The sequence below is a fragment of the Vibrio sp. 10N.222.52.B7 genome, from assembly GCF_041474275.1.
Taxonomy (GTDB): Bacteria; Pseudomonadota; Gammaproteobacteria; order Enterobacterales; family Vibrionaceae; genus Vibrio; species Vibrio crassostreae_C.
In genome coordinates this window covers 1-263 of the sequence record NZ_JBFRTU010000253.1, presented here as the reverse complement: position 1 = coordinate 263, position 263 = coordinate 1, and the positions used below count along the sequence as shown (strand labels likewise).

1 pseudogene is annotated in these 263 nt (G+C 45.2%); it reads right to left on the bottom strand.

The annotated features are described in order from the left end of the window. Positions 1-263, bottom strand: a pseudogene (locus AB4512_RS22685) (hypothetical protein); the annotation flags it as partial.

Below are 263 nucleotides of genomic sequence, written 5' to 3'. Positions count from 1 at the left end.
ACCGCTTTCATCACGGAATAGGATTGCTGAAGGCTTAGATTTATCACCTGTGTAAGCTACAAAGTGTTTAGCGCGTTTTAGGCCGGTGTGCTCACCGTTTTTGAAGTAAACCTGAACATGTCGGTAATCAATCTCGTAGCTCACCGCGTCTTCGTGTGAACCCGCCTCAAGAGGAAATAAAGTATCAAGCAACTGTTTCGCCATTTTCTGTTTTTCGAGTTGCTTGTCTGCTTTCACCATTTCGACGGCAAAGACAGCTTCAG